The 3,728-nt window shown below is 62.8% G+C and carries 4 protein-coding genes; 3 read left to right on the top strand and 1 reads right to left on the bottom strand.

The window, feature by feature from the left end; all coding sequences use genetic code 11:
• On the bottom strand, window positions 1–888 hold an 888-nt coding region (locus P8X48_13195; GenBank protein ID MEJ2108258.1), incomplete at its 3' end, for an IMP dehydrogenase.
• Between the two features lie 156 nt (window positions 889–1,044).
• Here P8X48_13195 and P8X48_13190 point away from each other — a divergent pair.
• From P8X48_13190 to P8X48_13180, 3 genes are all read left to right on the top strand, one after another.
• Window positions 1,045–1,308: a hypothetical protein gene (locus P8X48_13190; GenBank protein MEJ2108257.1), complete on the top strand. Its 264-nt coding sequence runs from the start codon at window positions 1,045–1,047 to the stop codon at window positions 1,306–1,308.
• Window positions 1,309–1,381: 73 nt separating this feature from the next.
• Complete coding sequence (gene xseA / locus P8X48_13185) at window positions 1,382–2,737, top strand: exodeoxyribonuclease VII large subunit (GenBank protein MEJ2108256.1); 1,356 nt, start codon at window positions 1,382–1,384, stop codon at window positions 2,735–2,737.
• Entirely contained in the window at window positions 2,721–3,611 is an 891-nt protein-coding gene (locus P8X48_13180) for a peptidoglycan DD-metalloendopeptidase family protein (protein ID MEJ2108255.1), read from the top strand. The genes xseA and P8X48_13180 overlap by 17 nt, the downstream gene beginning before the upstream one ends.
• Window positions 3,612–3,728: the final 117 nt, after the last annotated feature.

The following is a 3,728-nucleotide window of genomic DNA, read 5'->3' as shown; positions in this document are numbered from 1 at the left end:
ACCGACTTTCACCGCATCGGCGCCGGCATCCGCCAGCGCCCTGGCCGCTGCAGCTGTGGCGATATTGCCACCGATCACACCGACCCCTGCATAGTGTTTCTTGATCCAGGCAACTCGGTCGATGACGCCCTGGGAATGTCCGGGGGCGGTATCCACCACCAGCACATCTACGCCGGCGTCCACCAGGGCCGCGACCCGCTCGTCGGTGCCCTCGCCAACACCCACTGCCGCGCCGACGAGCAGGCGGCCGTTGGCGTCCTTGGCGGAATTGGGATGTTCCGTCGACTTCTGGATGTCCTTGACCGTAATCAGCCCTTTGAGCCCGAATCCGGCGTCGACCACCAGAACCTTTTCGATTCGATGCTGGTGCATCAGGCGCAGGATTTCGTCGGTTGCCGTACCTTCCGGAACGGTAACGAGCTTGTCCCTGGCAGTCATGATGGCGCTGACGGGTTCGTCGTAGCGCGATTCAAAGCGCAGGTCGCGATGAGTCACGATTCCGACAAGGTTTTCGCCGTCGACGACCGGGACACCGGAGATATTGTGTGCCTCCGTAAGGGCCAGCACCTCGCCGATGGTCGCGCCGGGCGAAACCGTGATCGGGTTGGTGATAACCCCGCTTTCGAATTTCTTGACCCGCAGCACCTCTTCCGCCTGCCGCTCGGGACTGAGATTCTTGTGGATGATGCCCAGCCCGCCTTCCTGGGCCAAACAGATGGCCGCCCGGGACTCCGTCACCGTATCCATGGCCGCCGACAGCAGCGGGATTTTCAGGCGAATGGAGCCGGTCAGGGGCGTCGACAGGTCGACGTCGCGGGGCAGAACAGTGGAATGGGCCGGGACGAGCAGTACGTCGTCAAAGGTAAGTGCTTCTTGTACGATCCGCATGCCGCATTATACGGAGAGGCCCGGAACTCGTAAATGCCCTGTCGCCTGCCTTCGGCGGCTATCTGCGCGGGCAACCGGGTTGACGGGGCTGCGCCAGTGCTTTAGGGTAAAACAAAAACAAATCCAGATACCGCCAGTCGGAGGAGTACATCCAAAATGAAAAAGGTTATTCTCACCAGCGCTTCCGTAGGTGTCCTGGCCGGGTGCGCCAGCGGCCCATCGTTCAGCGATCTCGATGCCCAGGCCAAGAATGAAATGGCCGTCGCCAAGAAGATGAAATTCCTGTGGCGCGATACCGGCAAGATCCTGGCCACGGCTGAAAAGACGGAAGACAAGGCCGGTGCCGAGAAGGCGATCGAACAGGCCAAATTGGCCCAGGCCCAGGCCAAGGAACAAGCAAACCCGGCGATCTGGTACTAGTCCTGATCCCTGGGCAGAAAAGCCGGGCATTGCCCGGCTTTTTTTGTGCCCTGCAATCCACTATGGTTCGGCCATGAGTACTGCCGCACCCGCCCCGCCGGATCTCTACACGGTTTCCCGGCTCGCCCGCGAGGTCAAGGCGCTGCTGGAGAGCGGTTTCGGGACCATTCTGCTCGAGGGTGAGATATCCAATCTGGCTCGACCCGCGTCAGGTCACCTCTATTTCTCCCTGAAGGACGACAAGGCCCAGATTCGGTGCGCATTTTTTCGGGGCGCCCAGCGGGGCCTCGCCGCACGACCCGAAGACGGGATGCAGGTCCTGGTTCGGGCCCGCGTCAGCCTGTACGAGGCCCGCGGAGATTTTCAGCTGATCGTGGAACACCTGGAACCTGCCGGCGAAGGGGCGCTTCGGCAGGCCTTCGACGCACTGAAAAGCCGGCTGGCGGCGGAGAATCTGTTCGCCCCCGAGCACAAGCGCACCCTGCCGACGCTGCCGCACCGAATTGGCATCATTACCTCTCCCAGCGGTGCGGTGGTGCACGACATTCTCACCACGCTGCGACGCCGGTTCCCGGCCATCCCGGTGCTGATCTACCCGGTACCGGTTCAGGGGGAAGGGGCCGCGGAGCAGATTGCCAACATGATTCACCTCGCCGACGATCGCGGCGAATGCGACGCCCTGATCCTGGCCCGTGGTGGTGGATCCCTGGAAGACCTGTGGGCATTCAACGAGGAAGTCGTGGCCCGGGCGATCTTCGCCTGCCGGATTCCCCTGGTCTGCGGCGTCGGCCACGAAACCGATTTCACAATTGCCGACCTGGTTGCCGATGCGCGCGCGCCGACGCCCACCGCCGCAGCCGAAATGCTGAGTCCTCACCGGGAGGCCTGGGCCGCGCTGTATACACAGCATGGCCGGCGCATCGAACGCCTGATGGACGATCGCCTGAACAGCGCCCGCCAACAGCTGGACGGCCTGGCCCGGCGACTGGTTCACCCCCGCCAGCGGCTCCAGGTTCTGGCGGCCCGGTTGCAGGAACTGCACCGCCGCTTGCAGCTTGCGGTCCGAAACGAGCTTGTGCTTGCCCGAGCCCGGGAACAGGAACTTTCGGCCCGCCTGCGCCGCAGCGGCCTGCCGGATCGGATCGCGCGACAGGGTGAAGCGCTCCGGCACCGATTTGAAGGCATGCACGCGGCGATGGAACGTGCCCTGGACCGCGCCGCCAATCGCCTCCAGGAGCAACTCACCCGGCTGAACGCCCTCAGCCCCCTGGCAACGCTGCAACGCGGCTTCGCGGTTGTACGCAGCCTGCCGGGGCGGGAAATCGTTCACGACGCGGGCAGCGTTACCCGTGGAGACAAGGTGGAAACCCTGCTTGGCCGCGGTAGACTAGTGTGCAAGGTGGAAGAAACCCATGAAGAAGATCGTTAGCGTTCTGTTCCTGCTCACGAGCCCCGCACTTTGGGCTCAGGAGTTTCCCATTGTCGAAAATGTCCCCGGTGGCGTCGTCACCGTGGACCTGGGGCCGGCCCTGGTTGGTTCCGCAGTTCCGCGCGCCCAATTTCGCAAGCGACGGGTCATGGTCGTGCGCCAGGATGGCGAGTGGAAGGCCGTGGTGGGCCTGGCCCTGGGCCTGAAACCGGGCCGGTACCGGGTATCTGCCATCCTCGAAGACGGCAAGAAACATGTTTACCCGTTCAAGGTCGTCGACAAGAAATATCCGACCCAGTACATCACGCTGAAAAACCGGCGCCAGGTGGATTTGAGCAAGAAAGACCTGGCGCGCTACTACCGCGACGTGAAGGAGATCAAGAAGGCCAAGTCCACCTGGTCCGATGTGCCCTCACCACCGCTGGACCTGGAATTGCCCGTTCAGGGAAGAATCAGCAGCGCCTTCGGCCTGCGGCGCTTTTTCAACGATGAGCCGCGAAAACCCCATGCGGGCCTAGACCTCGCGGCACCCACGGGCACGCCGATTCTCGCGCCCGCTGACGGGGTGGTTCTGGAAGCCGAGAATTTCTTCTTCAACGGGAACACCATGTTCATTGACCATGGGCAGGGCCTGGTCACCATGTACAACCACATGAGCCGATTTGAGGTGAAGCCTGGCGATCATGTACGTCGCGGCCAGATTATCGGCCAAGTGGGGGCCACTGGCCGCGCGACCGGCCCGCATCTGCACTGGAGCGTGATTCTCAACCAGACCATGGTTGACCCGGCGGCCTTCGTGTCACCACAGGCGCTTGCGGCCCTGCCCATACACACGCCGAAATCGATACCGGCCGCCACCAGCAAGGGTTCGTGATTATCTCTTGGAATGGATCAGCCGCGAGAACTGCTGGCTGTAATGTTTTGCCAATCGCTGTGATTTGACCCACAACTGCTTGGCCAGTACCGGCCTGTAAGCGTACAGGCCGCCGCC

It is taken from the genome of Acidiferrobacteraceae bacterium (assembly GCA_037388825.1).
Classification (GTDB): domain Bacteria; phylum Pseudomonadota; class Gammaproteobacteria; order Acidiferrobacterales; family JAJDNE01; genus JARRJV01.
This window is presented reverse-complemented; position numbering and strand designations above follow the sequence as displayed.